Origin of the sequence: Mycolicibacterium peregrinum (assembly GCF_001665625.1) — a bacterium.
Classification (GTDB): Bacteria; Actinomycetota; Actinomycetes; order Mycobacteriales; family Mycobacteriaceae; genus Mycobacterium; species Mycobacterium peregrinum_B.
Genome location: NZ_LZSY01000067.1, coordinates 22,540 through 49,505 on the forward strand (window position 1 = coordinate 22,540; position 26,966 = coordinate 49,505).

Annotated in this window: 25 protein-coding genes and 1 tRNA gene; 14 read left to right on the plus strand and 12 right to left on the minus strand. The window is 66.7% G+C overall.

The window, feature by feature from the left end; all coding sequences use genetic code 11:
- Nucleotides 1–10 precede the first annotated feature (10 nt).
- Together A5779_RS08910 and A5779_RS08915 are read right to left on the minus strand one after the other, a co-directional pair.
- Entirely contained in the window at nucleotides 11–1,213 is a 1,203-nt protein-coding gene (locus tag A5779_RS08910; protein WP_064880966.1) for a lipid-transfer protein, read from the minus strand.
- Entirely contained in the window at nucleotides 1,213–1,650 is a 438-nt protein-coding gene (locus tag A5779_RS08915) for a Zn-ribbon domain-containing OB-fold protein (protein ID WP_055114812.1), read from the minus strand. Before A5779_RS08915 ends, A5779_RS08910 begins: the two co-directional genes overlap by 1 nt.
- 121 nt (nucleotides 1,651–1,771) lie before the next feature.
- Between A5779_RS08915 and A5779_RS08920 the strand changes: the two genes are divergently transcribed.
- Nucleotides 1,772–2,329: a TetR/AcrR family transcriptional regulator gene (locus A5779_RS08920; protein ID WP_064880968.1), complete on the plus strand. Its 558-nt coding sequence runs from the start codon at nucleotides 1,772–1,774 to the stop codon at nucleotides 2,327–2,329.
- Complete coding sequence (locus A5779_RS08925) at nucleotides 2,326–3,744, plus strand: FAD-dependent monooxygenase (RefSeq protein WP_064880970.1); 1,419 nt, start codon at nucleotides 2,326–2,328, stop codon at nucleotides 3,742–3,744. The genes A5779_RS08920 and A5779_RS08925 overlap by 4 nt, the downstream gene beginning before the upstream one ends.
- Here A5779_RS08925 and A5779_RS08930 read toward each other — a convergent pair.
- Complete coding sequence (locus A5779_RS08930; protein WP_064880972.1) at nucleotides 3,710–4,426, minus strand: alpha/beta fold hydrolase; 717 nt, start codon at nucleotides 4,424–4,426, stop codon at nucleotides 3,710–3,712. The genes A5779_RS08925 and A5779_RS08930 overlap by 35 nt on opposite strands.
- Nucleotides 4,423–5,544 carry an FAD-dependent monooxygenase gene (locus A5779_RS08935; protein ID WP_064880974.1) on the minus strand — a complete coding sequence of 374 codons (1,122 nt, stop codon included), beginning with the start codon at nucleotides 5,542–5,544 and terminating at the stop codon, nucleotides 4,423–4,425. Before A5779_RS08935 ends, A5779_RS08930 begins: the two co-directional genes overlap by 4 nt.
- A gap of 71 nt (nucleotides 5,545–5,615) precedes the next feature.
- Here A5779_RS08935 and A5779_RS08940 point away from each other — a divergent pair, with 71 nt between their 5' ends.
- Nucleotides 5,616–6,500 carry a LysR family transcriptional regulator gene (locus tag A5779_RS08940; protein WP_064880976.1) on the plus strand — a complete coding sequence of 295 codons (885 nt, stop codon included), beginning with the start codon at nucleotides 5,616–5,618 and terminating at the stop codon, nucleotides 6,498–6,500.
- 34 nt (nucleotides 6,501–6,534) lie between these two features.
- Nucleotides 6,535–9,195, plus strand: a complete 2,661-nt coding sequence (gene polA, locus A5779_RS08945) for a DNA polymerase I (RefSeq protein ID WP_236734706.1) — start codon at nucleotides 6,535–6,537, stop codon at nucleotides 9,193–9,195.
- 54 nt (nucleotides 9,196–9,249) lie between these two features.
- Here polA and A5779_RS08950 read toward each other — a convergent pair whose 3' ends face one another.
- Entirely contained in the window at nucleotides 9,250–10,194 is a 945-nt protein-coding gene (locus tag A5779_RS08950; protein ID WP_064880981.1) for an MBL fold metallo-hydrolase, read from the minus strand.
- Nucleotides 10,195–10,243: 49 nt separating this feature from the next.
- Between A5779_RS08950 and A5779_RS08955 the strand changes: the two genes are divergently transcribed.
- Entirely contained in the window at nucleotides 10,244–10,651 is a 408-nt protein-coding gene (locus A5779_RS08955) for a helix-turn-helix domain-containing protein (protein ID WP_236734703.1), read from the plus strand.
- Here A5779_RS08955 and A5779_RS08960 read toward each other — a convergent pair.
- Nucleotides 10,630–11,814 carry a PrsW family intramembrane metalloprotease gene (locus A5779_RS08960; RefSeq protein ID WP_236734704.1) on the minus strand — a complete coding sequence of 395 codons (1,185 nt, stop codon included), beginning with the start codon at nucleotides 11,812–11,814 and terminating at the stop codon, nucleotides 10,630–10,632. The genes A5779_RS08955 and A5779_RS08960 overlap by 22 nt on opposite strands.
- 263 nt (nucleotides 11,815–12,077) lie before the next feature.
- Here A5779_RS08960 and rpsA point away from each other — a divergent pair, with 263 nt between their 5' ends.
- The 3 genes from rpsA (at nucleotide 12,078) to A5779_RS08975 (ending at nucleotide 15,607) form a co-directional block, all read left to right on the plus strand.
- Nucleotides 12,078–13,523, plus strand: a complete 1,446-nt coding sequence (gene rpsA / locus A5779_RS08965; RefSeq protein WP_055114791.1) for a 30S ribosomal protein S1 — start codon at nucleotides 12,078–12,080, stop codon at nucleotides 13,521–13,523.
- 79 nt (nucleotides 13,524–13,602) lie between these two features.
- The gene (coaE, locus tag A5779_RS08970; RefSeq protein WP_064880985.1) at nucleotides 13,603–14,766 is read left to right on the plus strand and encodes a dephospho-CoA kinase; all 1,164 of its coding nucleotides are present in this window, start codon (nucleotides 13,603–13,605) and stop codon (nucleotides 14,764–14,766) included.
- Nucleotides 14,767–14,872: 106 nt separating this feature from the next.
- A complete protein-coding gene (locus tag A5779_RS08975; protein ID WP_064880987.1) occupies nucleotides 14,873–15,607 on the plus strand; it encodes a FadR/GntR family transcriptional regulator in 735 nt (244 codons plus the stop codon).
- Nucleotides 15,608–15,610: 3 nt separating this feature from the next.
- On the opposite strand, the gene A5779_RS08980 is transcribed toward A5779_RS08975, so the two are convergent.
- On the minus strand, nucleotides 15,611–16,183 hold the full coding sequence (locus tag A5779_RS08980) for a hypothetical protein (RefSeq protein WP_064880989.1): 573 nt from the start codon (nucleotides 16,181–16,183) through the stop codon (nucleotides 15,611–15,613).
- Nucleotides 16,184–16,194: 11 nt separating this feature from the next.
- Entirely contained in the window at nucleotides 16,195–16,701 is a 507-nt protein-coding gene (locus A5779_RS08985; protein ID WP_207549054.1) for a ribonuclease FAU-1 family protein, read from the minus strand.
- 67 nt (nucleotides 16,702–16,768) lie between these two features.
- Here A5779_RS08985 and uvrB point away from each other — a divergent pair, with 67 nt between their 5' ends.
- From uvrB to A5779_RS09000, 3 genes are all read left to right on the plus strand, one after another.
- The gene (uvrB, locus tag A5779_RS08990) at nucleotides 16,769–18,940 is read left to right on the plus strand and encodes an excinuclease ABC subunit UvrB (protein WP_064881090.1); all 2,172 of its coding nucleotides are present in this window, start codon (nucleotides 16,769–16,771) and stop codon (nucleotides 18,938–18,940) included.
- Between the two features lie 44 nt (nucleotides 18,941–18,984).
- Nucleotides 18,985–20,388, plus strand: coding sequence for an MFS transporter (locus tag A5779_RS08995; protein WP_064880991.1), 1,404 nt, complete (start codon nucleotides 18,985–18,987; stop codon nucleotides 20,386–20,388).
- Between the two features lie 100 nt (nucleotides 20,389–20,488).
- Nucleotides 20,489–21,253, plus strand: a complete 765-nt coding sequence (locus A5779_RS09000) for a DUF899 domain-containing protein (protein WP_064880993.1) — start codon at nucleotides 20,489–20,491, stop codon at nucleotides 21,251–21,253.
- Here A5779_RS09000 and A5779_RS34950 read toward each other — a convergent pair whose 3' ends face one another.
- Both A5779_RS34950 and A5779_RS34955 read right to left on the minus strand, forming a co-directional pair.
- Nucleotides 21,254–21,961 carry an RNA-guided endonuclease InsQ/TnpB family protein gene (locus A5779_RS34950; protein ID WP_082941607.1) on the minus strand — a complete coding sequence of 236 codons (708 nt, stop codon included), beginning with the start codon at nucleotides 21,959–21,961 and terminating at the stop codon, nucleotides 21,254–21,256.
- Between the two features lie 8 nt (nucleotides 21,962–21,969).
- Complete coding sequence (locus tag A5779_RS34955) at nucleotides 21,970–22,773, minus strand: helix-turn-helix domain-containing protein (protein WP_082941608.1); 804 nt, start codon at nucleotides 22,771–22,773, stop codon at nucleotides 21,970–21,972.
- 162 nt (nucleotides 22,774–22,935) lie between these two features.
- On the opposite strand from A5779_RS34955, the gene A5779_RS09015 reads away from it, so the two are divergent.
- Nucleotides 22,936–23,006: transfer RNA gene (locus A5779_RS09015), tRNA-Cys, on the plus strand.
- A 92-nt stretch (nucleotides 23,007–23,098) separates the two neighbouring features.
- On the opposite strand, the gene A5779_RS34270 is transcribed toward A5779_RS09015, so the two are convergent.
- Complete coding sequence (locus A5779_RS34270; RefSeq protein ID WP_207549052.1) at nucleotides 23,099–23,551, minus strand: hypothetical protein; 453 nt, start codon at nucleotides 23,549–23,551, stop codon at nucleotides 23,099–23,101.
- 224 nt (nucleotides 23,552–23,775) lie between these two features.
- On the opposite strand from A5779_RS34270, the gene A5779_RS09025 reads away from it, so the two are divergent.
- Nucleotides 23,776–24,621 carry an acyl-CoA thioesterase gene (locus A5779_RS09025; RefSeq protein ID WP_064880999.1) on the plus strand — a complete coding sequence of 282 codons (846 nt, stop codon included), beginning with the start codon at nucleotides 23,776–23,778 and terminating at the stop codon, nucleotides 24,619–24,621.
- A 1-nt stretch (nucleotide 24,622) separates the two neighbouring features.
- Here the strand turns inward: A5779_RS09025 and A5779_RS09030 are convergent, their stop codons facing one another.
- On the minus strand, nucleotides 24,623–26,161 hold the full coding sequence (locus A5779_RS09030) for a glycosyltransferase family 39 protein (RefSeq protein WP_064881000.1): 1,539 nt from the start codon (nucleotides 26,159–26,161) through the stop codon (nucleotides 24,623–24,625).
- A 348-nt stretch (nucleotides 26,162–26,509) separates the two neighbouring features.
- Between A5779_RS09030 and A5779_RS09035 the strand changes: the two genes are divergently transcribed.
- The gene (locus tag A5779_RS09035) at nucleotides 26,510–26,953 is read left to right on the plus strand and encodes a universal stress protein (RefSeq protein WP_055114775.1); all 444 of its coding nucleotides are present in this window, start codon (nucleotides 26,510–26,512) and stop codon (nucleotides 26,951–26,953) included.
- The last annotated feature ends 13 nt before the right edge of the window (nucleotides 26,954–26,966 follow it).

Consider the following 26,966-nt stretch of genomic DNA (forward strand, 5'->3'; position numbering starts at 1 on the left):
GCAACGGGGATCACCGGGCGACGATCACCGAGGAGCCGTGGCCGAACAGGCCCTGGTTGGCGGTCACGCCGACCTTCGCGCCCTCGACCTGCCGGCCGGTGGCCTGGCCCTTGAGCTGCCAGGTCAACTCGCACACCTGCGCGATGGCCTGGGCCGGGATGGCCTCGCCGAAGCAGGCCAGGCCGCCCGACGGGTTGACCGGCACGCGCCCGCCGATGGTCGTGGCGCCCGAACGCAGCAGCTGCTCGCCTTCACCCTTGGCGCACAGGCCCAGGTGCTCGTACCAGTCCAGTTCGAGTGCGGTGGACAGGTCGTAGACCTCGGCCAGGCTGACGTCCTCGGGGCCGATGCCCGCCTCGGCGTAGGCCGCGTCGAGAATCTGGTCCTTGAACACCCGCTCCGGCGCCGCCACGACTGCGGTGGAATCTGTTGCGATGTCTGGCAATTCGGGCAGGTGCTGCGGGTAGCGCGGGGTCACAGTCGAGATCGCGCGTACCGACGGCACACCCTCGAGCGAGCCGAGGTGCTTCTCGGCGAACGACTTCGAAGCGACGATCAGAGCGGCCGCGCCGTCGGAGGTGGCGCAGATGTCGAGTTGGCGCAGCGGGTCGGAGACCACCGGGCTGGCCAGCACGTCCTCGATCGCGGATTCCTTGCGGTAGCGCGCATTCGGGTTCTGCAGGCCGTGGCGGGAGTTCTTCACCTTCACCTGGGCGAAGTCCTCGGCGGTGGCGCCGTAGAGATCCATCCGGCGCCGCGCGAGCAGGGCGAAGTACACCGGGTTCATCGCACCGAGCAGGTGGAAGCGCTGCCAGTCGGGATCGTTCTTGCGCTCGCCGCCGACGGGCGCGAAGGCGCCCTTGGGGGTGGTGTCCGCACCGATCACCAGTGCGACATCGCAGAACCCGGCCAGGATCTGGGCGCGCGCACTCTGCAGCGCCTGCGAGCCCGACGCGCACGCCGCGTACGAGGACGACACCGGCACGCCGTTCCAGCCCAGCTTCTGGGCGAACGTCGACCCGGCGATGAAGCCCGGGTAGCCGTTGCGGATGGTGTCCGCGCCGGCGATGAACTGGATCTGCTGCGCGTCCAGCCCGGCTTCGGCCAGGGCCGCGCGGGCGGCGACGACGCCGTACTCGGTGAAGTCGCGTCCCCACTTGCCCCACGGGTGCATTCCCGCGCCGAGGATGTACAGCGGTTCGGGTGCGCTCATCAGGCGATCCTCCAGGCGTGGGTGGTGCGCTCGACGCCCTCGTCGTCGGTGTAGAGCGTCATGGTGGTCAGCTCCATCTCCATGCCGACCTTGAGGTCGGCGGCGAGGGTGCCTTCGACGACCTTGCCGAGCACGATCAGGCCTTCGTCGGCCAGCTCCACCGCGGCGATCGCAAACGGCTCGAACGGGTCGGTCTTGGGATACGGCGACGGCGGGAGGTACCGGTTCTCGGTGTAGCTCCACACCTTTCCGCGGCGGGACAGTGGCACCAGGTCGAGGGTGTCGCTGGCGCAGGCCGGGTTGGGGCAGTTGTTCTCGCGCGGCGGGAACACGAACGTGGCGCACTGAGTGCACTTGCCGCCGATCAGATGGGTGGCACCGGCGTCGTCGGTGGCGAACCATCCGTCGATCGCGGGTTGCGAAGATGCTGCTGGCACGAGGAAAGCCTAAACGATCGAGACCGCAAAACTGAAACGTGTTGCAGTTTTGTCCCGCGGACCAGAATATTGCGTTGAAGAGTACGAAACAGTTTCGTACGCTTCGGGCGTGGTGCGAGGCATGGAGCGAGAAAAGGCAGTGTTGGCAGCGGCGGCCGAACTGCTGGCGGAGCGGGGATATCAGGCGCTGACGATGGACGCCGTCGCCACGCGGGCAGGTGCCAGCAAGGCCACCATCTACCGCCGGTGGCCGAACAAGGCACAGCTGGTGCGCGCCACGCTGGACGCTGCGGACGCCGCCCGCAACGCCGCCATTCCGGATACCGGGCAGCTGCGCAGTGACCTGTTCGCCGTCATGGATGCGGTCGCCGCGGAGGTGGCGGACCCGCTGACGCGGGTGACTGCGGAGCTCGCGACGCTGATGCGCCACGACACGCAACTGGCCGAGGCCCTCCGCGAACACCTGGCCAAGGAGGAGCTCTCGCCGTTCCACGACGCGCTGCAACGGGCCATTGCCCGGGGTGACATCGCCGCCGGCGTCGATGTCGAGCTCGTCCATGACGTGGCCGAGGCGATGATCCTGCGCCAGATCCACCTGGACCTGCCGATCGACGCGGCATTCAGCGCACGGCTGATCGATGACGTGCTGCTGGTGCTGCTCGGAGGTGTCTGTCGATGACGGTCGTGATCGCGGGTGCCGGGCCGACCGGACTCACTTTGGCCATCGAACTGGCTCGTCGAGGCGTGCCGACGCGGGTGCTGGACAAGGCGGCGACGTTGTTTCCCGGTTCGCGCGGCAAGGGGCTGCAGCCGCGCACGCTGGAGGTCTTCGACGACCTCGGGGTCATCGGTGCGGTGCTGGCCGCCGGTGAGTCGTTTCCGCCCATGCGGCTGTACCGCGGCGCCGACGTGGTCTGGGAGAAGCCGATCTACGAGCTCCTCGGACTGTCCGAGCTGGAGCCTGCACCGGCGGTGCCTTATCCGTACACCTGGCTGATCCCGCAGTGGCGCACCGACCAGATCCTGGCGGCGCGGTTCGCCGAACTCGGTGGCACGATCGAATTCGACACCGAGGTAACGGGTTTCACGCAGGACGACGACGGCGTCACGGTGGACACCAACCGCGGGCGAATCCGCGCCGGCTACCTGGTCGGTGCCGACGGTGGCCGCAGCACGGTACGCAAGGTGTCGGGGGTCGAGTTTCTCGGCGGTGCGCTGACCGAGGAACGCATCGTGGTCGGTGACGTGCGGGTCAGCGGGCTCGACGGCCGGTGCTGTCACCTGCTGACCCGGGACGGCGATCAATCTCGGCGGTTCTCGCTGTGGAACCTCCCCGGCAGCGAGCATTACCAACTGGTGGTCACCATGGCGCCGGTCGAGGACCCGCCACCGCTGACCCTCGAGGGAATGCAGGCGGTGCTGGAACAACGGTCGGGCCGCCGCGACGTCACACTGTCGGACTTGCGATGGATCTCGCTGTACCGGGTGAATCTGCTCATGGCGCAACAATTCCGGATCGGCCGCGTCTTCCTCGCCGGGGATGCCGCCCACGTGCACTCACCCGCCGGAGGGCAGGGCGTGAACACCGGGGTGCAGGACGCCTACAACCTCGGTTGGAAACTGGCCGCGGTGATCGCCGGCGCACCCGCTGACCTGCTGGACAGCTATGAGGCCGAACGCCTGCCCGTTGCCGCCGAGGTACTGCAACTCAGCGGTGCGCTACATCGCCAGGGGTTCGGCGGGACTGAGCCGGCACCGGCCGCGATCCACCAGTTGGACATCGGCTACCGGGGCGGTCCACTGGCGGCCGGTGATGCGAGCCTGGACGGACTGCAAGCCGGCGACCGGGCACCCGACGGTCTGTTGCCCGATGGCCGTCGATTGTTCGACGTGTTCCGCGGCCCGCACTGGACTGTGCTGGAATTCGACTGCAAAACAGTCGATTTCGGTGTTCCCCAGGTGAGCCTCGGGCCAAGTTCGGACTACGACGTACCTGTCGGCACCTACGTGTTGGTGCGGCCCGACGGTTATGTCGGCGCAATCAGCACCCAGGCGAACGTCATCCGCGACCAGTTGCGCCGGTCGGGAGGTTGACGGTATCGGCGGCGTCCCGCAGGATGCGCACCAGATCAGTGTGGTTGTCCCGCATGAGGTTGTGCGCCCCATCGAGGGCATACGTCGTCCACCCGGGGTCGCTGCGGAGCCGCTCGTAGGTCGGCGCGAACGGCGACTCCGTCGGCCACCGCCGGGCTGCGACGTAGATCCGGCGAATCCCCGGCGGCTCGTCGCCGAGGCGGACCGGCTGCAACAGTGACGCCAGAGGGTGGGCCGTCGCGCGTTCGTCGAAGAACGGCAGCGGGGGCACGCCGTAGCCGGTCGCGTCGACCCCGATGTACCACTGGCGCTGCTCGTCGTTGGTCAGCGACCAGCAGGACTCGCCGTCGCGCGGGACGAACGCATCCAGATAGACCAGCGTGCGCACACGGTCCGGGATTCGGTCAGCAACCGCAGTGATCACCATGCCGCCGTAGCTGTGGCCGACCAGTACCGCGTCGGTGACGCGGTGAGCGTGGAAATCGGAGATCACATCGGCGATGTGGGTGTCGAGGTTGACCCCGGCGTGAGCCAGGTGCGCGCGTTCGGCGACCCCGGTCAGGGTTGGCGTCAACACCCGGTGGCCGTCGGCCCGCAGCGCAGCGGCCAGGTCATCGAAGCACCAGCCGCCGTGGCACGCGCCGGGTACGAGAACAATGTTCGCGTTCGATCGTCCGTTCATCGGGAACTCCGGTCCGCCAGAGTGTTTCGTCGGTAGGTGGCGGTGACGCGGTCCAGGTCGCGCGGGTCACCGGCATGCATCTCACGGTTGGCGTACACCACGGCCGTCGTCTCCGGGACGCGGCGGGCTTCGTAACCCGTGACACCGCGGCCGACGGCCAGTTCGTCGGCCAGCGCGGCGGCATCGAGGATGGCCTGGGACCCGCCGTTGGCTCCGACCGGGTACATCGGATGCGCAGCGTCGCCGACCAGTGTGACGCGTTGAGTTCCCCAGTGCGGCAGTGGCTCCCGATCGACCATCGGATACTCGAACACCGTGTCGGATCGGGCCACCAGCTCGGCGGTGTCCAGCCAGTCCAGGCTCCAGCCGGACATGTGGGCGGTCACGGCCGCGGGATCGGTCGGGGTGTTCCAGTTCGCGTCGCCGGGAAGGGGGCCGGCCCCGGCTTCGGGGACCTGCAGCACCCAGTTCACCAGATCACCGCCGATCGGATAGGTGACCAGCTCGACGCCGTGCGGACCCTTGACGATGGCCATCGTGCGGCCGTCGAGGAACGGCCGAATCCGGCTGGCGCCGCGAAACATCCGTACTCCCGACCAGGCGAGTGGATCGGGGCCCGGGTGCAGCCTGCGCCGCACCATCGAGTGCACCCCGTCGGCGCCGACGAACACGTCGGCGGTGAAATCGCCGGCACGGGTCTGCACGCGCACCGCGTCAGCCGTTTCGGCGAAATCCACGACGCCGGCACCGGTCCGGACCGCCTTGGCGCCCAGCCGGGCCCGGACCGCGTCGAGCAGCACCATCTGCAACCGGCCGCGGTGCACCGAGCACTGCGGGTAGCCGTAGCCACCTTCGATTCCGCGCGGCTCGCGGAACAACAGTGTCCCGTCCGAGGAGTAGAAATCGATGACTGCCGGGGTGGCCGCGATGGCGCGGACCTCGTCGCCCAGGCCCAGCTCGGTCAGCTCACGTACGGCGTGTGGAAGCAGGTTGATACCGACACCGAGCGCGGCGAGTTCGCGCGCCGATTCCACAACGGTGACGCTCATGCCCCGGGCATGCAGTGCGAGTGCGGTGGTGAGGCCGCCGATACCGGCCCCTGCGATGACGATGTCCATGACTCAAGCCTGCGCGGAGCAGTATTTATAAGTCCAATAGCATCTCAGTACACAAACTATAATCAAGTGTTATGGAATTGCGGCAGCTTGAGTACTTCGTCGCCGTCACCGAGGAGGCCAACTTCACCCGCGCCGCGCAGCGTGTGCATGTCGCGCAACCCGCAGTCAGTGCCCAGATCGCCCGGCTTGAGCGGGAATTGGGTCAGCCGCTGCTGGACCGGTCGCGGCGCGAGGTCCGGCTGACCGCGGCCGGGGCGGCGGTGTTGCCCTATGCGCGTGCCGCCCTCGACGCGGTGCGGCACGCCAGGACCGCGGTCGACGAGCTGACCCAGCTGGTCCGCGGCTCGGTGACGGTGGGCACCGTGACGGCCCACAACGTCGACCTGCCGCAACTGCTGGCCGATTACCACCGGGCTCACCCGGCGGTGGAGATCACCTTGTCCACCGATACCTCTGACGCGCTGATCGACGGTGTCCGCAGCGGCAGGTTCGATGTCGCGATCACGTCGGTCGGTTCTTCCGAGGTGCCTGACGGCCTGGCGGTCGCCACCACGACCGACGAACCGATCGAGGCTGTGGTGAGCCGTTCCGACCCTTGGGTGAAGCGCCGGACTGTGACACTGGCCGCGCTCGCGCAGCGCCCGCTCATCTCGTTGCCTGCCGGTGGCGGCATCCGTCGGCAGTTCGACCGGGCCTGCGCCGCGGCCGGCGTCGCGCCGCACGTGGTGTTCGAGGCCGCTACGCCCGACGCGCTCGCCGATCTCGCCGGGCGGGGGCTGGGCGTTGCGATCGTCCCGGGTTCGGTGGCACGTCAACGCACCGATGTCCACGCCATTTCGATCCGGCCTGAACTGCGTGGTCGGCTCGTGCTGGCCTGGCGCGCGAGCGGGCCGATCAGCCCGGCCGCGCGGGCGCTGATCGAGATGGCCGCCGAACTCGTCGGCGGCGGTGCATAGAGTTAGGGCCGTGACGGACGCGAAGCCCACACTGATGCTGCTCGACGGTAATTCCCTGGCTTTCCGCGCGTTTTACGCGCTGCCTGCGGAGAACTTCAAGACGCAGGGTGGGCTGACAACCAACGCCGTGTACGGCTTCACCGCGATGCTCATCAATCTGCTGCGTGATGAGCAGCCCAGTCACGTCGCCGCAGCCTTCGATGTGTCGCGGCAGACGTTCCGCAAGGAGAAGTACCCCGAGTACAAGGAAGGCCGGTCGGCGACGCCCGACGAGTTCCGCGGCCAGATCGACATCACCAAGGAGGTGCTCGGCGCGCTGGGCATCACGGTGTTGGCCGAACCCGGCTTCGAAGCCGACGACATCATCGCCACCCTGGCCACCCAGGCCGAGGACGCCGGCTACCGGGTACTGGTGGTCACCGGTGACCGTGACTCGTTGCAGCTGGTCAGCAACGACGTGACCGTGCTCTACCCGCGCAAGGGGGTTAGCGAGCTCACCCGGTTCACGCCGGATGCGGTGGTGGAGAAGTACGGACTGACGCCGACGCAGTACCCGGACTTCGCCGCGCTGCGCGGCGACCCGAGCGACAACCTGCCCGGCATCCCGGGTGTGGGGGAGAAGACCGCCACCAAGTGGATCGTCGAATACGGTTCGCTGCAATCCCTGGTCGACAACGTCGACAAGGTGAAAGGCAAGGTCGGTGAGTCGCTGCGGTCCAATCTGTCCAGTGTGGTGCTCAACCGCGAGCTGACCGAACTGGTCAAGGATGTGCCGCTGGCCCAGACCCCGGATACGTTGCGCCTACTGCCGTGGGACCGCGACCAGATCCACCGGCTCTTCGACGATCTTGAGTTCCGGGTGCTGCGGGACCGGCTGTTCGACACGCTGGTGGCCGCCGAACCGGAGGTTGAGCACGGGTTCGACGTGCGTGGGCGGGCACTGGAACCGGGAGAGCTGGCCGCGTGGCTGTCCGAACACAGCCTGGGCAACCGGTTCGGGATGGCGGTGGTCGGCACGCACCTGGCGTATGACGCCGACGCCACGGCCCTGGCCATCGTCTCCGCGGACGGCGACGGCCGCTACATCGACACCGCCAGGCTGACGGCTGAGGACGAGCAAGCGTTGTCGTCCTGGCTGGCCGACCCCGGCCCACCCAAGGCCCTGCACGAGGCCAAGTTGGCCATGCATGACCTGGCCGGCCGGGGCTGGACGTTGCGCGGGGTCACCTCCGACACTGCGCTGGCGGCATACCTGGTTCGGCCCGGGCAGCGCAGCTTCGCCCTCGACGATTTGTCGGTGCGGTACCTGAAGCGGGAGCTTCGCGCCGAAAGCCCGGAGCAACAACAGCTTTCACTGCTCGATGATTCGGACGGCGTCGACGAGCAGGCGGTGCAGACCGTGATCCTGCGGGCCTGCGCGGTGCTGGACCTCGCCGATGCGCTCGACGAGGAGCTGGCCAAGATCGACTCGTCGTCTCTTTTGGGCCGCATGGAGCTGCCGGTGCAGCGGGTGCTCGCCCAGGTGGAGCACACCGGCATCGCCGTGGACAGCGACTACCTCACGGAGTTGCAGAGCGAGTTCGCCGATCAGATCCGCGACGCCGCAGAGGCTGCGTACGCGGTCATCGGCAAGCAGATCAATCTCGGCTCACCCAAGCAGCTGCAGGTCGTGTTGTTCGACGAGCTGGAGATGCCCAAGACCAAGCGCACCAAGACCGGTTACACCACCGATGCGGATGCGCTGCAATCGCTGTTCGACAAGACCGGGCATCCGTTCCTGCAGCATCTGCTGGCCCACCGGGACGCCACCCGGCTGAAGGTGACCGTCGACGGGTTGTTGGCCGCCGTCGCCACCGACGGCCGGATTCACACGACGTTCAACCAGACCATCGCCGCCACCGGTCGGCTCTCGTCCACCGAGCCAAACCTGCAGAACATTCCGATCCGCACCGAGGCGGGTCGGCGGATCCGGGACGCCTTCGTGGTCGGCGACGGCTATTCCGAGCTGATGACGGCGGACTACAGCCAGATCGAGATGCGGATCATGGCGCACCTGTCCCGCGACGAAGGTCTCATCGAGGCGTTCAACACCGGCGAGGACCTGCACTCGTTCGTCGCGTCACGGGCCTTCGACGTGCCGATCGACGAGGTCACCCCGGAACTGCGTCGGCGGGTCAAGGCGATGTCCTACGGCCTGGCCTACGGCTTGAGCGCTTATGGGTTGGCCAGCCAGCTCAAGATCTCCACCGAAGAAGCCAAGATCCAGATGGAGCAGTACTTCGCGCGCTTCGGTGGTATCCGCGACTACCTGCGCGACGTCGTCGATCAGGCCCGCAAGGACGGCTACACCTCGACGGTGTTCGGGCGCAGGCGCTACTTGCCCGAGCTCGACAGCAGCAACCGCAATGTGCGCGAGGCCGCCGAACGGGCCGCGCTCAACGCGCCTATCCAGGGCAGCGCCGCCGACATCATCAAGGTGGCGATGATCAACGTCGACGAGGCCATCAAGGAGGCCGGGCTCAAGTCACGCATGCTGCTGCAGGTGCACGACGAACTGCTCTTCGAGGTGGTCGACGGGGAGCGGGACGCGCTGGAGGCGTTGGTACGCGAGCACATGGGCAACGCGTATCCGTTGGATGTGCCGCTGGAGGTGTCGGTGGGCTACGGCCGCAGCTGGGACGCCGCCGCGCATTAGCGGTGCATCGGCTGGAGCCGCGCATTAGCGGCGCGTGGGCTGGGGTGCGTTCGACTAGCTCTGCGGCAGCGATGTCGAGGCGGTGTGGTCGTGTGTCGGGACGATCCGGACCTGGTCTCTGACCGCGTGCAGCCGGTGCAGAGTGCGGAAGCTCGCGTCACGATCCTCATCGGCGAATACGCCTGGGTAACTGGGCTTTTGCCGGATGTGTTCCACCCCGAGACTGTGCCATGCGGCGTCGCCGGCCAGCAGTACCCATCCGCCGGCCGTGTTGATCAGGAGGCCGATGCTGCCGGGAGTGTGGCCGGGGAGGTCGACGAGTTGCACCGCGCCGTCGCCGAATAGGTCGTGGCTTCGCTCGAACGTCAGGATCGGCGGGCCGTCGAGCGTGAATGTCGTGATCGTCCTGTGCTGCAGGGAATCCCGCACGCCGCCGGCCGGTGCGACCGGACCGCTGGTGGCCCAGTCAAGTTCTGGCTGGTGGATGTGCACGGGCATGGCGGGCAGATCGAGAAGCCCGCAGATGTGGTCCCAATGCAGATGGGTCGGCAGCGCGAAGTCGACGTGATTCTCGTCGAGCTCTTCGGCCAGTGCCGCCGCGGTGGTGATCGCCTCGGCCGGCGGCCCGACAGCCGGACGCAGTACAGCAGGCAGCTGGCTGAGCACCCGGGTGCCGACATCGGCGCACATGCCCGGATCCACCACGAAGCGGGCCCGCGGATGCTCGATGACGAACGCTGTCAGGGCGATGGGAATACGGCGCGGAGAGCGGGTTCCCTCGACGGTGCCTGCGGTGGGGACCCATTTGGGCATCTGGCGCAGTGCGCGGACTCTGACGGTCTGTGTGGCGGGCGGCAGGCCGACGTCGGACAGCTGCTGCAGGAAGTTCCGGTCGGCGCGTCGCGGCCGGAGGAGTCCGACCGGTGCCTGGGCGAACGCCGAGCAGCAGGCCCACAGGCTCGGTTGTCGAACCGGACTTTGGGCGGCAGTGGTAGTCATGTGTGCGAAGCTAGAAATTCAGGTCGACCTGAAGTCAAGGAGAACTGACATGGGCGATATGTACGCGGTCGGGGCTGCCGCCGCGGCGGTCGGCGTCGAGTCGCACGTCCTGCGGCACTGGGAAGACGTCGGGGTCCTGGTCCCGCTGCGGAGCGCGTCAGGGCACCGGCGCTACGACGACGAGTTGCTCGCCAGGGCCCGGTTGGTGCGGCTCCTTCAGCAGGCAGGCCTCGCGCTGGCCGAGATTCGTGCGTTGCGCGCCGCCGACCGTGACGGGCGAATCGGCTTGATCACGACCACGCTGGAGCGGATCAGGACGGATATCTCCCGGCTGCAGCGCGCCGAGCAGTTCCTTTCGCACGTCGTCACCTGCGTGCACCCGCTGGTCTCGGAATGCCCGGATTGTGCCGTCATCGCGCAATCGGGAGGGACCGCTCAGTACCGGACGGGCGCCTGATAGTTGGCGAGCCACTGCAGAATCGGTGCGGCCGAGCGGGCGGCCGTCACCGAATACACCTCTTCCTGCTGCAGCGCGTACACCTGGGCATCGCCGAAACCGCGGTCGATGCGGTCGCGGACGAAGGCGAGTTCGACGACGGCGGCCGCGAACGCCGCGACGGCCTTGCCGGCGGGGCGCCCGGCGGCCAGCGTCGCCTGCTGGACGGCGCCGTGGCGGGTCTTCAGCGATCCGAGCCAGGTGGCCTCGTTGGGGGTGATGAGCCCGGCGGCGACCATGCCGGGCAGCTTGGCGGCCACCACGCGCTGTTCGCGGCGACGGCTGGTGACGGCGACCACGATCATGATGATGAAGATCGGCACCATCCACACGATGTAGACGATGAAGTAGGTTCCGGCACCGAGCAATGACGAGCCGTTCCACAGCCCGTGCATGAGCACCGCGCCGAGGTAGCCGGTCAGGATGCACAGCGCTTTCGCGAGGCCGCTGCGCCGCTGCAGTGCGAAGTACACGCCGATCGCGGTCATCGTGGTGAACAGCGAGTGGGCGAACGGCGCCATGATCAGTCGCAGCGCCGCGGTGAGCAGGGATCCCCCCAACGAATCCGCGCTGGAGATGTACATGATGTCTTCCAGCCAGGCGAAGCCGAGACCGACCAGGCCGGCGTAGACCAGGCAGTCGGTCAGGGAGTTGAGCTCATTGCGGCGCTTGCCGGTCATCATGACCAGCAGGAACAAGCCCTTGGCGGCCTCTTCGATGAGCGGCGCCCGGATCGCCACGGAGGCGAAACTGTGGGACGAGTCGACCCCGGGAGTCGCCAGTAGCGCATCGGCGAACAGGCCCAGTATCAGCGAGAGCACGACGGCGACCGCGGCACCCCAGCCGAACGCCAACAGCAACAATCGCGGCGGCTCCGGCTCCCACCGGTCCAGCCACAGGTAGGCGAACACCGCGCCGGTCATCACGATGCTGGACAGCGTGAACCCGATGATCGCACCGGCCGGGTTGAGCGCGGTGAACAACAGCACCAGCGCGCCGATGACGACACCGCAGGCGATGATCGCGGCCAGCGGAGCCCCGACCTTGCGTACCGGCCTGGGCATTGGTGCGGTGATCGGAAACCACGGCCGATGATGGGGGCCGGGGGTCGGGGAGTACGCCACGTGCGAAGCGTAACGGTGGGCAGCTGCCGTCCCTGGCAGAAGTTTGGTCTGCCATCCCGCACAAATTCGGCGGACGCTCCGGCGGGCCGTCGGAACGACCCTCGGGGGAGCCGGTTTGTCCTGCGTGTGCCTGGTCGAGTACCCTCGTTACGTATCTGTGCGTACAGCTGGACATCTTCTGGTCGCCGTCACGGATCCGCACGAACGCAATACACGCAACACAATTGTCCCTACTAGTAAACCTGTCCGGAGCAACCCACCACATGCCCTCTCCCTCCGTCACCTCGCCGCAAGTAGCCGTCAACGACATCGGCTCGGCTGAGGACTTTCTCGCCGCCATCGACAAAACCATCAAATACTTCAACGATGGCGACATCGTCGAGGGAACCATCGTCAAGGTTGACCGTGACGAGGTCCTGCTCGACATCGGTTACAAGACCGAAGGTGTCATTCCTTCCCGCGAACTCTCCATCAAGCACGATGTCGACCCGAACGAGGTCGTTTCCGTGGGCGATGAGGTCGAGGCCCTCGTTCTCACCAAGGAGGACAAGGAAGGCCGCCTGATCCTGTCCAAGAAGCGCGCTCAGTACGAGCGTGCCTGGGGCACCATCGAGGAGCTCAAGGAAAAGGACGAGGCCGTCAAGGGCACCGTCATCGAGGTCGTCAAGGGCGGCCTGATCCTCGACATCGGTCTGCGTGGCTTCCTGCCCGCATCGCTGGTCGAGATGCGTCGTGTCCGCGATCTGCAGCCGTACATCGGCAAGGAGATCGAGGCCAAGATCATCGAGCTGGACAAGAACCGCAACAACGTGGTGCTGAGCCGCCGCGCCTGGCTGGAGCAGACCCAGTCCGAGGTGCGTAGCGAGTTCCTCAACCAGCTGCAGAAGGGCGCCATCCGCAAGGGTGTCGTCTCCTCGATCGTCAACTTCGGCGCCTTCGTCGATCTCGGCGGCGTCGACGGCCTGGTGCACGTCTCCGAGCTGTCCTGGAAGCACATCGATCACCCGTCCGAGGTGGTTCAGGTGGGCGACGAGGTCACCGTCGAGGTGCTCGACGTCGACATGGACCGCGAGCGGGTTTCGCTGTCGCTCAAGGCGACTCAGGAAGACCCGTGGCGCCACTTCGCCCGCACCCACGCGATCGGTCAGATCGTGCCGGGCAAGGTCACCAAGCTGGTGCCGTTCGGCGCGTTCGTCCGCGTCGAGGAGGGCATCGAGGGTCTGGTGCACATCTCGGAGCTGTCCGAGCGCCACGTCGAGGTCCCGGACCAGGTGGTCCAGGTCGGCGACGACGCGATGGTCAAGGTCATCGACATCGACCTGGAGCGTCGCCGGATCTCGCTGAGCCTCAAGCAGGCCAACGAGGACTACACCGAGGAGTTCGACCCGTCGAAGTACGGCATGGCCGACAGCTACGACGAGCAGGGCAACTACATCTTCCCCGAGGGCTTCGACGCCGAGACCAACGAATGGCTCGAAGGCTTCGACAAGCAGCGTGAGGAGTGGGAGGCCCGCTACGCCGAGGCCGAGCGTCGCCACAAGATGCACACCACGCAGATGGAGAAGTTCGCCGCGGCCGAGGCCGAGGAAGCTGCCCGTCCGACCTCGTCGTCGTCCAACGGCGCTGGTCGCGAAGAGTCCACTGGTGGCACGCTGGCCAGCGATGCACAGCTGGCCGCTCTGCGCGAGAAGCTCGCAGGCAACGCCTGATCACAAGTACGACAACGAACGCCCCGGCCCTCTTGGGTCGGGGCGTTCGTCGTTCCGGGGGCCTGACACACTGTTGGGCGTGCTTCGTATCGGGTTAACCGGCGGTATCGGCGCCGGGAAGTCAACAGTGTCGGCCACATTCAGCGATCTCGGCGGCATCATCGTCGACGGTGACGTCATCGCGCGTGAGGTTGTCGAGCCCGGAACCGAGGGCCTGGCCAAGCTGGTCGAGGCATTCGGCGACGGAATCCTGCTGCCCGAGGGGGGTTTGAACCGTCCTGCGCTGGCGGCGGTCGCCTTCAGCGACGACGAGAAGCGTGCCACCCTGAACGGCATCGTGCATCCGCTGGTGGCGCACCGCCGGTCGGAGCTCATCGCGGCAGCCCACGAAGATGCCGTGATCGTCGAGGACATCCCACTGTTGGTGGAATCGCAGATGGCGCCGATGTTCCCCTTGGTGATCATCGTCAACGCCGACGCGGAACTGCGCGTCAAGCGGCTCATCGAGTACCGCGGATTCACCGAGGAGGACGCCCGCGCCCGCATCGCCGCGCAGGCCACCGAGGAGCAGCGCCGTGCGGTCGCCGATGTGTGGCTGGACAACTCGGGCAGCCCGGGTGCCGTCGTCGAGCAGGCTCGCGCCATCTGGCACGAGCGGATCCTGCCTTTCGCGCACAACGTGCAGATCCGCCGACCGGCCCGTCGGGACCCGGTCGTGGTGCCGTATGACCCGACCTGGCCCGATCAGGCCCGTCGGATCCTGGCCCGGCTCAACACGGCATGCGGGCACCGCGCGGTGCGCATCGACCACATCGGTTCGACCGCCGTGCCGGGAATGGACGCCAAGGATGTCATCGATGTGCAGGTGACGGTCGGGTCGTTGGATATCGCCGACGAACTCGTCGAGGCGCTGTTGACCGCCGGCTATCCCGTGGTGCCGGACATCACCACCGACACACCGCATGATGACGATCCGGCGTTGTGGCAGAAGCGTTTCCATGCCTCGGCAGATCCGGGCCGGCCCACCAATGTGCACATCCGGGTGGATGGCCGGCCCAACCAGCGCTTCGCGCTGATGTTCGTCGACTGGCTGCGGGCCAACCCCGGCGTGCAGGCCGACTATCTGGCGGCCAAGCGTGCCGCGCTCGCGACGGCTGACTACGCCGTGGCCAAAGAGCCGTGGTTCCTGGACGCCTACCGACGCGCGTGGAAGTGGGCGGACACGACGGGCTGGCAGCCCTAGGTCACTGGGCGGCACCAGGTTTCGCACGTGGCCATCCATTGGCCGGCTGTGTGGGCCGCCCTGCTGCTGTGCGGTAGCGTTCGAAGCGTCCAAAGGGGGGACGAACGTGCCAACATCGAAACCGGCCTTGGTTCCGGTCCGTCAAATTGCCGCACATGAGTTGGTCGTCGACCAGATGCGGCGGGCGCTGGAACGCGGTCAGTTCCGTCCCGGCGATCGGCTGCCCACCGAACGCGAACTCTCGGACGTGCTCGACGTCTCTCGCACCACCGTGCGCGCCGCCGTGGCTGTGCTCGAGAAGGAGGGCCTGATCACCGTGCGGCGCGGTCGAGGCGGCGGGTTCACCGTCCAGGCGCCGCACTACGACGCGGCCGTGATGCGTCGGGAGATGCGCCGCAACAAGCGTGCGATCCGCGATGCCTTCGACTACCGCGTGATCGTCGAGACCGGGGCCACCCGGATGGCCGCCGAGCGGCGTCGCGCCACGGATGTCACCGATCTGCGCAGGCTGCTCAAAGACATGGATTCCGCGCTCCAGACGGGGATGAACGACCAATCGGCGCAGCACACCGCGGATTTTCAGACTCTGGATTCGGCGTTTCATCTCGGTATCGCCCAGGCTTCGCAGAATGATCGGCTGGCCGAGGCGGTCGCGGACGCCCGCCGGAGGATGTGGCTACCGGTCGGTGCGATCTTCGGACGTCTGGAACCCAACGCGAACGACTACCACGAGTCGATCCTCGAAGCGATCGTGAACCGTGATCCGGACCTGGCCGCCACGCAGATGGAAGCCCATATCAACGACACCCGGCACACGGTCGAGTCCTGGCTGAAGCGCTGACGGCTACGTTGTCGGCGGCTCTGCTTCGGCCGGCGGCAGGGCTGCGGGGTCGGTCGGTGGGAGCGCGGCATCGGTGGCCGGCGGCGCGGTGTCGGCGACGGTGCCTGGTACCGGCGCGTTCAACGGGGCGCCGCAGGGCAGGCTGCCGTAGCTCGGATCGTCCTTGGGCCGGGTCAGTCGCGGGCCGACGAAGGTATCGGCCTGTGCGATGAGCTGGTCGTCCACCAGGATCTCGCAGTGCAGGTTCGCCGAGTACGGCCAGTCGATGCGGACCGCCATTCCGGCAGTCTCCGGATCGGACACCACACCGGTGGCTTCGAAGATCCGGCCCGGCAGCATGGAGGGGTCGGCGGTGTTGATGTTGTCGTCGTCGATCTTGTAGGCAATGGTCGCGTTGCGCGAGACGCCGTCGATCCTGGCGCGGTAGGTGACGTTGTGTAGCTGCTGGTCGGGCAGCGGTTCCACCTGCGGCGGGCCCTCCGGGTCGGCCTGTGCCGCGGCGGGGATCAACAGTGCGCCGGTGAGCAGTCCTGCCAGCGCGGGGAGGGCTCCCCAGACGTACTTAGCTGAGCTCATGAATCCTGACCTTACGCTCCCCGCCACGACAGGGCCATTCCGTTGCCGGACAGCCACTGAGCCAGGTCATAGCCGCAGCTCGCCAGGCCCTCGATCGCGGTGGCCGCGGTTTGCACCGCCTGTTCTCCGACCTCCGGACTCAACAATCCATGGCGGACGGCGGTGAGCAGTTCGTCGACGTCGCACAGCTCGACGCCGCGCCCGGTGCGGATCACCAGGTCCAGATAGTGGTCCTCGGAGTACCAGGCCGCCGGCCCCGCGGTGTAGCTACCGATGTCGAGGTAGAAGTCCTGATCACGCTCGTGGCCGGGGCTGAAATGAAACACGCTGGCCCGCAGCCCGAGCGAGGGCAGCAACCAGGATTCCAGGTAGTGGAACTGGGCCCGGCCGGGCGTCGGTCGGGCCATGTAAAGGCCCCAGGGCTCCACCGTGTAGACGTCGACAGCCCGCACGATGCCCTTGGGGTCGGTGTTCGTGCGGGCCACCAGGTCGAATGTCTCGTGCTTGGGCGGGTGGATGGGCCAAGCCTACGCGGGGAGCGAACGCGGGCGGAAGTTGTCGGTGCACAGTTCTACGCTGGTGAGCATGGCCTTCGCGACCGAACATCCTGTGCTTGCGCATTCGGAGTACCGACCGGCTGCCGATGCCGTAACTGGTCTGGTCCGTACCGGTGCCCGATTCGAGGTGGTCAGTGAGTACGACCCGGCCGGTGACCAGCCGGCGGCGATCGACGAACTCGAGCGCCGGATCAAGGCCGGCGAACGCGATGTCGTGCTGCTCGGCGCCACCGGTACCGGAAAGTCGGCCACCACGGCCTGGCTGATCGAGCGGTTGCAGCGGCCCACCCTGGTGATGGCGCCCAACAAGACCCTGGCCGCCCAGCTCGCCAATGAATTGCGGGAGATGTTGCCGCACAACTCTGTTGAGTACTTCGTCTCGTATTACGACTATTACCAGCCCGAGGCGTACATCGCCCAGACCGATACGTACATCGAGAAGGACAGCTCGATCAACGACGATGTCGAGCGGTTGCGCCACTCGGCGACGTCGAGCCTGCTGTCCCGGCGCGATGTGGTCGTGGTGGCCTCGGTGTCGTGCATCTACGGCCTGGGCACGCCGCAGTCCTATCTCGACCGTTCGGTCGAGCTGGAGGTCGGTCAGGAGGTGCCGCGCGACGGGCTGCTGCGGCTGCTGGTCGACGTCCAGTACAACCGCAACGACATGGCGTTCACCCGGGGCACGTTCCGGGTGCGCGGCGACACGGTGGAGATCATCCCGTCCTACGAGGAGCTCGCCGTGCGGATCGAGTTCTTCGGCGACGAGATCGAGGCCCTGTACTACCTGCACCCGCTGACCGGGGACATCGTCCGGCAGGTCGACTCGTTGCGGATCTTCCCGGCCACCCACTATGTGGCCGGTCCGGAACGGATGGAGCATGCAATCTCCACCATCGAGGCCGAGCTCGAGGCGCGGCTGGCCGAGCTGGAAGGGCAGGGCAAGCTGCTGGAGGCCCAGCGGCTGCGGATGCGCACCAATTACGACGTCGAGATGATGAAGCAGGTCGGGTTCTGCTCGGGCATCGAGAACTACTCGCGGCACATCGACGGCCGGCCGGCCGGCTCGGCGCCCGCGACACTACTGGACTATTTCCCCGAGGACTTCCTGCTGGTCATCGACGAGTCCCACGTCACCGTGCCCCAGATCGGTGGCATGTACGAGGGGGACATGTCGCGCAAGCGCAACCTGGTCGATTTCGGCTTCCGACTGCCCTCGGCCGTCGACAACAGGCCACTGACCTGGGAGGAATTCGCCGACCGGATCGGGCAGACGGTATACCTGTCGGCCACGCCGGGCGCCTACGAGATCAGCCAGGCCGGCGGCGAGTTCGTCGAACAGGTGATCCGCCCGACGGGTCTGGTCGACCCGAAGGTGGTGGTGAAGCCGACGAAGGGCCAGATCGACGACCTGATCGGCGAGATCCGTGCCCGCACCGAGCGCGACGAGCGCGTGCTGGTCACCACGCTGACCAAGAAGATGGCCGAGGATCTCACCGACTACCTGCTGGAGCTCGGCATCAAGGTCCGCTACCTGCACTCGGAGGTCGACACCCTGCGACGGGTCGAGTTGCTGCGGCAGCTGCGCCTCGGTGAGTACGACGTGCTGGTCGGTATCAACCTGCTGCGTGAGGGCCTGGACCTTCCCGAGGTGTCGCTGGTGGCGATTCTCGACGCCGACAAAGAGGGTTTCCTGCGTTCCACGCGCAGCCTGATCCAGACCATCGGCCGCGCGGCGCGCAACGTGTCGGGTGAGGTGCACATGTACGCCGACAAGATCACCGACTCTATGCGTGAGGCGATCGACGAGACCGAACGCCGCCGCGCCAAGCAGGTCGCCTACAACGAGGCCAACGGGATCGACCCGCAGCCGCTGCGCAAGAAGATCGCCGACATTCTCGACCAGGTGTACCGCGAGGCTGACGACACCGAGTCCGTCGAGGTGGGCGGTTCGGGGCGCAACGCCTCGCGTGGCCGGCGCGCTCAGGGTGAACCCGGGCGGGCGGTCAGTGCCGGCATCGTCGAGGGGCGCGACACCACCAACATGCCGCGGGCCGAATTGGCCGATCTGATCAAGGATCTGACCGAACAGATGATGACTGCCGCCCGTGATCTCCAGTTTGAACTGGCGGCGCGCATCCGCGACGAGATCCAGGACCTGAAGAAGGAGCTGCGAGGGATGGACGCGGCCGGCCTGAAGTAATCAGAGTTGACCTCAACGGCGGTTCAGCTTCTAGCGTCATCGGTGTGACCGATACCGTGACGCCCGATACCGGGACCTGGCGGCAGTTGCTGGGTGCCCGCTACCTGGGCGCATCCACCGTGTTGGCCGGCGGCGTGCTGCTGTACGCGACCAACGAGTTCCTGACGATCAGCCTGCTGCCCAGTGCGGTGGGCGACATCGGCGGGCAGCGGTTCTACGCCTGGGTGACGACGGTGTACCTCGTTGCGTCGGTGGTCGCGGCCACCACGGTCCACTCGCTGCTGATGCGGTTGGGTCCGCGACACGCATACCTGTTGGGGCTCACGGTGTTCGGTGCCGGAAGCCTCGGCTGTGCCCTGGCCCCCAGCATGGAGGTCCTGCTTCTCGGGCGCACCGTGCAGGGCTTCGCGGGTGGACTGCTGGCCGGCCTGGGTTACGCGGTGATCAACACGGCGCTGCCGAATACGTTGTGGACCAAGGCATCTGCATTGGTGTCGGCGATGTGGGGTGTCGGCACACTGATCGGTCCGGCGGCGGGCGGGCTGTTCGCGCAGTTCGGGCACTGGCGGTGGGCGTTCGGTGTGCTGGTGATCCTGACGCTCGCGATGGCCGTCCTGGTGCCGGTCGCCCTGCCCGCCAGAGGGACGGCCGGGGTTTCGGCGCCCGGCATTCCGGTGTGGTCGCTGGCCCTGTTGGGTGCTGCGGCCATGTCGGTCAGCGTAGCGGGTATCCCGCACGACTGGCGGGGGACCGCAGCACTGCTCGGTGTCGGGCTGGCACTGGTGGCCGGGTTCCTGTTCGTCGACCGCCGCGCCCGGGCATCGGTGTTGCCGCCCAGCACATTCCGGCCCGGTCCGCTCAAGTGGATCTACCTGAGCCTCGGGGTGCTGATGGCCGCCACCATGGTGGATATGTATGTGCCGCTGTTCGGTCAACGTCTGGGGCACCTGACGCCGGTGATGGCGGGCTTCTTCGGCGCGGTGTTGTCGGTCGGCTGGACCACGGGCGAGATCGTCAGTGCGTCGCTGCAGAATCGGCGCGCGATCGGGCGGACGGTGGCGGTCGCGCCCCTGGTGATGGCGGCCGGTCTGGCCTTGGGTGCGGTGTTGATCCGGGACGGCATGACGCCGTGGTTGGTGGGGGCCTGGGCGGCGGCGCTCGTGGTCACCGGCGCCGGGATCGGTATTGCCTGGCCTCACCTGTCCGCCTGGGCCATGGGCAGCGTGGACGATCCCGCCGAGGGGCCGGCCGCGGCGGCGGCCATCAACACCGTGCAACTGATCTGCGGGGCGTTCGGCGCGGGTCTGGCCGGTGTCGTCGTCAACCTCAGCGCTACCGCCGACGCGGCCGCAGCGCGCTGGCTTTTCGCCGCATTCGCGGTGCTCGCCGCGCTCGGTGTGGTGGCCTCGTTCCGTTCAGCACCGCGAGCGTGCGTGTCTGCTCCCTGACACGCCGCGAAACGTCGACACTTTGCGCACTGTCGTGCGCGATGAGTTTCGGCGGCACCGCGGGTCTCACTCGTATAGGACCAACACGAGGAGTGATTCGATGCCGCTGACACTCAATGCCTACCCAGATGCCGTCACCCGGGACGAGTGGCTCGAGGCCCGCAAGAAGCTGCTGGCCCGCGAACGTGAGTCGACGCACCTGCGCGACGCCGTCAACGCCGAACGGCGCCGGCTGCCGATGGTCAAGGTGGAGAAGGACTACACGTTCGAGGGGCCCGACGGTGAAGTGACGCTCCTCGACATGTTCGAGGGGCGCAGCCAGCTCTACATCCACCACTTCATGTGGATCGACGCGATCGACGCCGGTTGCCCCAGTTGCACGGCCGCAGCCGATCTGACCTTCACCGAAGAAGATCGAGAGCTGTTGCACGGCAAGGACGTCACCTTCGCCTGTGTGTCCCGCGCGCCGTACGCCAGCATCGCGGCCTACCGCGACAGCCACGGCTGGACGTTCCCGTGGTACTCGTCGCGGAACGGCGACTTCACCTACGACTACCACGTGACGCTCGACCCGGCCCGTGCCCCAATCGAATACAACTACAAGTCCGCCGACGAGTTGCGCGCCGACGGTTTCAGTGACGACGACCTGCGCGGTGACTGGCCGGGGGCCAGTGTCTTCCTACGCCGCGGCGACGAGGTGTTCCACACCTACTCGGCCTTCGCCCGCGGCCTCGACCACAGCGCGGTCGGATACCCGTTCCTCGACCTCACCCCGTACGGACGACAGGAAGCGTGGGAGGACTCGCCGGCCGGGTGGCCGCAAGGCGGACCAGCGGTCGGCAGGCCGGTGGGGGACTCCGGCTAGTTAGCGATCATTGAGATCGAAGTGTGTCTGAGCGGCTAAAGCGTGACCCACAAGTGGTGACTGGGGCACCGCCCTTCTCGGGCGTCGTCGGGGCTCCCCGCTGGTTGCGGTTCGTACGTCGGTTCCCGCGTCATCCGGGTTGGTTTCACCAGGACACAAGGGGTGCTGGTCAGCGCCATCCCGTCGGTGGGCATTGTTAGCCCGGCCTCCTGCTTGGGGGTCCGGGGATCGGCGAAGGCCGTGATGGGTTGAACCCCAGCGGGCCAGATTCGTCGCCGCATTGGTGTCGCGGTCGACGGCATGTCCGCAACCACATACGAACACCCGATCGGCCAGCGTCAGCTTGTGGTTGACCTCCCCGCACTGCGAACATTGCCGCGTCGACGGGTACCAACGGCCGGCTTCGACAACATGGCCGCCTCGCCAGGCCTGTTTGTACTTGAGCAGGCGGGCGAACTCGGTCCACCCGGCGTCGGATATGGCTCGGGCCAGCCGACGATTGCGCAACATCCCTGCCACGTTCAGGTCCTCGATGACGAGCTGGTCGTGGTTCTTGACCATCTCATTGGCAACTTGATGCAGAAAATGGTGCCGGGTGTTGGCGACATGTCGATGATGCCGTGCCAATTGAGCTGCAGCGTTCTTCCGGTTGCATGATCCTTTCTTCTTGCGTGACAACGATTTCGCGAGCAGTCGTTGCCGCTTCATTTCCGCAGCTAGGACTTTGGGTGCAACGATGCGCGCTCAGTCCCGTCAGCGGTGGCCGCGACTACAAATGTCGACAACCCGCGATCCACGCCGACCCAGCCAGCTGCGTCAGAATCGTTGCGTGTGGAATGTTGGCGTTCGGGATGCAGTTCTGCGGCCTGTACATTCAGTGCTATCCACCAACGTCCACCGTGGTGGCTCACTGTAGCGAAGCAGACCCTGGCTCGGCCGTTGGCTAACATGCGCCGAAGCCGCCGGGTGTCATCGTGCACACGGACTTGCCCGAGACCGGGCAGCGTGACCGAACGAGGACGGCCGTTGTCGCCCACCCGGATTCCTGGCGGATGACCTTTGCCGTGTTTGTTGCGCAATCGAAACGACGGGCTGTTGGCGGTTTTCTTCTTGAACTGGGGAAACCCGACCCGCTTGCCCCTACGCTTACCTGACCGCGAATCCGACCAGGCCGCCAGACCCCCGGCCAGATCGACCGCGGCCTCCTCGAATACTTGCTGATACACACGGTCCCGCCACGCCAACCCCGTAACCGCGATCTCTGCGACGCCCTCGGTATCGACGGTGAACACCCGGCCGGCATCCTCGGATTTCTTCCACGCGTTGAACCGGTTGATCAGGTCGAACCCACTCCATGGCACTTTGACAGCGGGATCGGTTTTGCGTTGCCTGAGGTTAGTTTTGACCATCCGCAAGCACTGGTTGAACGCGAACCGGGAGGCTCCGCAATGTCGGGCAATGACTGCCTGCTGCTCGGTCGTGGGGTCCAAGCAGTATCGGAACGTGGTGTGCCGAGACATTGCAGGAGAGTTTTCCACGGGGTACCGACATCCCCGGCGACCGTGCACCACACTTGCACAACAGCACCAGATTTCGCGCACCCGCGCCAACTAAACGGGATGTAATCACCGAGATCCAAACACTGGGCCCGCCCCGATCGCGATGGCATCGTATGGCTTGACGCGGGTGTGGCTGAGTGGTCAGGCACCGGCCTGCAAAGCCGTTTACACGGGTTCGAATCCCGTCACTCGCTCGATGAAAGTGCAGTTCAACTGACGCTTGGAGGGTTGCTGGGGCAGGTGCTGGAGCGGTTGCTCCCGCACCGCACCCGGGGATCGCATCCGGTCAGTACGGGGCGGTCGGCGGGTACTGCGCCGGGTAGGCGGTGGGCATCAGCTTTTTGTTGTGCTGGTCTGCGGCCATGTAGGCCCACACCATCCCCCCGATCCAGGTGAACAGCCAGAGGAACCAGGCGATGCCGAGGGTGAAGAATCCGATGATCAGCAGCAGTGCGTTGATGCCGAACATGATGAAGGCGCCGGGAACGGTCGCGTAGAGCATGCCCAGGCAGCCGAACAGCCCGGCCAGCACGGCGGCCAGCCCGGGGCTCTTCGTCGGAAGGGCCGGCGCGTACAGGTTGACCTGGACCGGGGGCTGGGCCGGGTACGGGTAAAGGCTTGGGCCGGTGGCGCCGATGTAACTGGGCGGCGGGCTCAGCTGGGGCTGCAGCATCGGTGGTGGCTGCAGCGGCGCGGGCGCTGGCACAGCGGGCGGATAGTTGTCGTCGGCCTGACTCATGGTTGCCCCCGTGGTTCGTGCGGTGAGGCGAGGCTACTCCTGGCGATCCGGTTGGGTGTTGCTGGGCTATTCCGCGTCGAGCAGGGCCTGAGCCATGCCGCGCACCTTGTCCGTGGCCGTCAACAGGCATCCCGTAGGGAATTTTCGGTGAAGGTGTCGAATACCAGGGGACAGGACCCCGTCGCAAACGGCGGCGCACCGCATCGAATAATGCTGCCGTGCCCATGTTGCCTCTCGCCGACATCCTGTCCACCCTCGAGCTGGTCGAGTCAGAGGACGGCACGTTCGTCGCCGAACAGCGGGACAACCCCACCCATCACATCGTGGGCGGTCACCTCACTGCCCAGGCGCTGATCGCGGCCGGTCGCACCGTGCCTGGCCGACTGCCGCACAGCCTGCACGTGTACCTGCTGCGGGCCGGTGACGCCCGGTACCCGGTGTACATGGAGGTGAGCAACCTGCGCGACGGCGGCTCGCTGTCCACGCGTCAGGTCACCGCCCGCCAGGGTGGAGAGATATTGCTGGAGGCGATGATCTCGTTCAGCGTCCCGATGGACGCGGCGGACTACCATCGTCGCGCGCCCGAGGTGCCCGGTCCCGAGACTCTTCCCCGGGTCGAGGAGCAGTTGCAGGCGTTCGCCGATGAGGCCGACGGGTTCTGGGTGCGCCCGCAGTGGATCGAGCGACGCTACATCGACCCGCCGCCACGGCTGGCGATCGAGATGGCGGAGCCGCCGGAGCGCACCCGGATGTGGTGGCGTCCCGCCGAACCCGTGACCGGCGATCCGATCATCAACAGTGCGCTGCTGACCTACTTCGCGGGTACCGCACTGCTCGACACCACGGTGACCATGCGGCGTGCCACCCATGTGACCACGTTCTCGGCGTTGATCGACATGGCGATCTGGTTTCACCGTCCTGCTGATCTGACGGATTGGGTGTTGTCCGACCAGCTTTCACCGAGCGGCATCAACGGGCGGGGTCTGGCCAGCGCGACCCTGTACAACCACGCGGGGCAACTCGTGTGCACGACGACGCAGGAGATGTACTTCGGCCGCCGTCGCGACTGACTCAGCGGGTGGACTTGACCACTTGGGCGAAGTTGAACTGCCAGCGTTCGACGATGTGGAAACCCATGCTTTCCGGCACCTGATAGGCCGGGGCACGGTCGAGTCGGGGTCCGGGCTTGAGCCCTGTTCCACTCTGTCGGCTCGGTACCGACGGGTCGCGTTCGGACACCGTCCACAAGACGGTGCAGTTGCGCACCTCGTCAGCCACCCCCCAGATCCCGAGATGCGCATCCCACAGCCGATTTCGTTTCCAGGCCGGGGTACCGCGACCGGGATCGACAAGGTCGGCGTACGCGGCCGGCCGGGCGGCGGTGAGCGGGCGGATCGGGCCCGGCTTCCATGAGGTGGTGTTGTCGAAGATGATGCAGTCGCCGGGGGAGGAGTGCGCCGAGATGACGTCGGCGACCTGGCTGAAGTCCATGCCCTCCTTGGCGTACGGGCCGCGCTGCACCATCAGGTAGTTGGGTGTTGCCGCGACGGCGAACACCGCCAGTACGGCAGTGATCCACTCCCTGCTGCGAGCCACCGCCACCACGCACACGGCGAGCAACAGTGCCATCGCCGGTGTGGTGAAACTGAGATAGCGCGGGTAGTAAAGCGGTTGGGCAACAGCCGAATACACCAGCAACACCACGGTCGGGGCGACAACCCATACCGCGGCCACGAGCACCAGCCGCCGGGTGCCGTCATCGGTGGGCCGCAGCCTTCTGACCACCAGCGGTGCGCCCAACACAGCGGCTGCAAGTACCGCGAAGGCCACACTGTGATCGAAATATTGTCTGACCAGGACTTCGATTAGTGAATGCAGACCCAAATGTGAGATCCACCCGACCTGGAAGCTCTGCGAGCGACACCACAGGACGAAGGGGACCAGGACGAGAATCGCGCCCGCTGTCACCGAGGCCCACCTGATGCGGGTACGACGACGGCTACAGAGGACTGCGATGGCCGCCGCGTGCGGGATCACCATCAGCACCACGAAGATGTTCAGTACGGCCGAAACGGCCAGCAGCGCACCGTATGACAGCCACAGTGCACTGCGGTCGCGCCGGATGGCGCAGACGAGTAGAACTGTCAGCCACACCGCAGCCAGCGTCGACCACGAGTAGGAGCGGGCTTCGATACCTGCCCAAGTGATCCTGGGCAGCATCGCGAAAAGAATTCCCGCACAGACCGATAGCGTGCGGGTGCCGAACTGCCGCCCCAGAACCACGACCCCGCCCGCGGCGCCGCCGATGGCCAGGCAGCTGGAGAACCTGGACCAGAACTCCGTCGCGGGCAAGATGCTGAACCAGCCGTGCATGCCGAGGTAATACAGCCCGTGCACCGCGTCGATATGGCCGAGCAGATCCCACAGCTGCGGCACCGATCGGGTAGCAGCCGAGATGGTGGCCGCCTCGTCGAACCACAGCGACGGACGTGCGGCTCCCGCCGCGCACAGCACGATGGCAAATGCCGCCACCGCCAGGGCGTCGAATCGGGCTTCTCGGCCGATGCGGCGGTCCGCGCCGTCGGCGCGCTCGTTCAGCGATAGATCCACGTCAGCGACGGTGTCACCCCCTCAAGTGATGGCAAACAATAACCTGAGGGGAGCCGACTCGCTTTATCCGACAGGGCTATTGCCGGGCGGTCCCGACAGATGAGCTGGATCACTCCCGCGGTGAATCGTCCTGGCGACAACCCGGATTCGGCCGACGTCGACTACGTCACGGTCGGCACCGAATTTGCGCCTCTGCGAGTTAATATCAGGGCCGGTTCGCCGGACCGGGATGCCAATAGTGGGTCCAGTTGTCGGCTGTCCGTGCGGGTGTCGTGATTTGCACCCCTGGTCAGCGGGCGACGGGTTACTGTCTCGGGTGGCGTTGCAACTGACAGTGGGAGGGTATTGATGAGCGCGTATCGAACCGTGGTGGTCGGCACGGACGGATCTGATTCGTCGTTGCGTGCAGTCGACCGCGCCGGTCAGATTGCCGCCGGCTCGAATGCCAAACTGATCGTGGCAACCGCGTACTTCCCCCAGAGCGAAGACCAGCGTGCCGCCGATGTGCTCAAAGAAGAGGGCTACAAGATGGCCGGCAACGCGCCCATCTACGCCATCCTCCGCGAGGCGACCGACCGCGCGAAGGCTGCCGGCGCCACCGAAATCGAGGAGCGGCCGGTTGTCGGCGCTCCGGTCGATGCGCTCGTCGAGCTGGCCGAGGACGTTCAGGCGGATCTGCTGGTGGTCGGCAACGTCGGCCTGAGCACGATTGCCGGCCGTCTGCTGGGCTCGGTGCCCGCGAACGTGGCACGCCGGTCCAAGACCGACGTGCTCATCGTCCACACGAGCTGAGCTGCTGCCCGAC

Bases quoted from the DNA above. Each gene is read 5' to 3' on its own strand.
- A5779_RS08935 (WP_064880974.1), bottom strand. From the start codon at position 5,544: ATGGACATCGTCATCGCAGGGGCCGGTATCGGCGGCCTCACCACCGCA.
- A5779_RS08930 (WP_064880972.1), bottom strand. From the start codon at position 4,426: ATGAACGGACGATCGAACGCGAACATTGTTCTCGTACCCGGCGCGTGC.
- A5779_RS08940 (WP_064880976.1), top strand. From the start codon at position 5,616: ATGGAATTGCGGCAGCTTGAGTACTTCGTCGCCGTCACCGAGGAGGCC.
- A5779_RS08920 (WP_064880968.1), top strand. From the start codon at position 1,772: ATGGAGCGAGAAAAGGCAGTGTTGGCAGCGGCGGCCGAACTGCTGGCG.
- A5779_RS34955 (WP_082941608.1), bottom strand. From the start codon at position 22,773: ATGTCTCGGCACACCACGTTCCGATACTGCTTGGACCCCACGACCGAG.
- A5779_RS08910 (WP_064880966.1), bottom strand. From the start codon at position 1,213: ATGAGCGCACCCGAACCGCTGTACATCCTCGGCGCGGGAATGCACCCG.
- A5779_RS08980 (WP_064880989.1), bottom strand. From the start codon at position 16,183: ATGAGCTCAGCTAAGTACGTCTGGGGAGCCCTCCCCGCGCTGGCAGGA.
- A5779_RS08925 (WP_064880970.1), top strand. From the start codon at position 2,326: ATGACGGTCGTGATCGCGGGTGCCGGGCCGACCGGACTCACTTTGGCC.
- A5779_RS34270 (WP_207549052.1), bottom strand. From the start codon at position 23,551: ATGAGTCAGGCCGACGACAACTATCCGCCCGCTGTGCCAGCGCCCGCG.
- A5779_RS08950 (WP_064880981.1), bottom strand. From the start codon at position 10,194: ATGACTACCACTGCCGCCCAAAGTCCGGTTCGACAACCGAGCCTGTGG.
- A5779_RS34950 (WP_082941607.1), bottom strand. From the start codon at position 21,961: ATGAAGCGGCAACGACTGCTCGCGAAATCGTTGTCACGCAAGAAGAAA.
- rpsA (WP_055114791.1), top strand. From the start codon at position 12,078: ATGCCCTCTCCCTCCGTCACCTCGCCGCAAGTAGCCGTCAACGACATC.
- polA (WP_236734706.1), top strand. From the start codon at position 6,535: ATGCTGCTCGACGGTAATTCCCTGGCTTTCCGCGCGTTTTACGCGCTG.
- A5779_RS09000 (WP_064880993.1), top strand. From the start codon at position 20,489: ATGCCGCTGACACTCAATGCCTACCCAGATGCCGTCACCCGGGACGAG.
- A5779_RS08955 (WP_236734703.1), top strand. From the start codon at position 10,244: ATGGGCGATATGTACGCGGTCGGGGCTGCCGCCGCGGCGGTCGGCGTC.
- A5779_RS09035 (WP_055114775.1), top strand. From the start codon at position 26,510: ATGAGCGCGTATCGAACCGTGGTGGTCGGCACGGACGGATCTGATTCG.
- uvrB (WP_064881090.1), top strand. From the start codon at position 16,769: ATGGCCTTCGCGACCGAACATCCTGTGCTTGCGCATTCGGAGTACCGA.
- A5779_RS09025 (WP_064880999.1), top strand. From the start codon at position 23,776: ATGTTGCCTCTCGCCGACATCCTGTCCACCCTCGAGCTGGTCGAGTCA.